Here is a 313-nt window from a genome sequence, read left to right as displayed (position 1 = left end):
AGCCCAGCCTTAAAGGGCAGAAAGCGCGCCTCCCCGACCTCGCCGCGCTCCTAACCACCCAGGTCGCGCAATTTCCGGAAACTTCCGTTTTGATCTGGCCATCGCCCCACGCGAAGACACAATCCCTCGTTTCACTGCTCGACACAATAACGGATTCGGGCGTCACTCAACTGCGCATTTTGCAATTGGCTGCGGTCGAATGAAACTCGCCCGTCGCCCCAGTCGTCTTCCTCCAGAAACCATCATTCCGCTAATTGATGTCGTGTTTTTCCTGCTCATTTTCTTCATGCTCATCGGTCGAATGGACGCCACC

General features: G+C 55.6%; 2 protein-coding genes. Both read left to right on the top strand.

The features are described 5' to 3' along the window. Window positions 1-203: ExbD/TolR family protein (locus AB9F29_RS21880; RefSeq protein ID WP_369757244.1), on the top strand; the 203-nt coding region annotated here is incomplete at its 5' end. Then, on the top strand, window positions 200-313 hold a 114-nt coding region (locus AB9F29_RS21875; protein ID WP_369757245.1), incomplete at its 3' end, for an ExbD/TolR family protein. The genes AB9F29_RS21880 and AB9F29_RS21875, both read left to right, overlap by 4 nt.

Origin of the sequence: Falsihalocynthiibacter sp. S25ZX9 (assembly GCF_041205405.1) — a bacterium.
In the GTDB taxonomy this organism is placed as follows: domain Bacteria; phylum Pseudomonadota; class Alphaproteobacteria; order Rhodobacterales; family Rhodobacteraceae; genus Falsihalocynthiibacter; species Falsihalocynthiibacter arcticus.
This window is presented reverse-complemented; position numbering and strand designations above follow the sequence as displayed.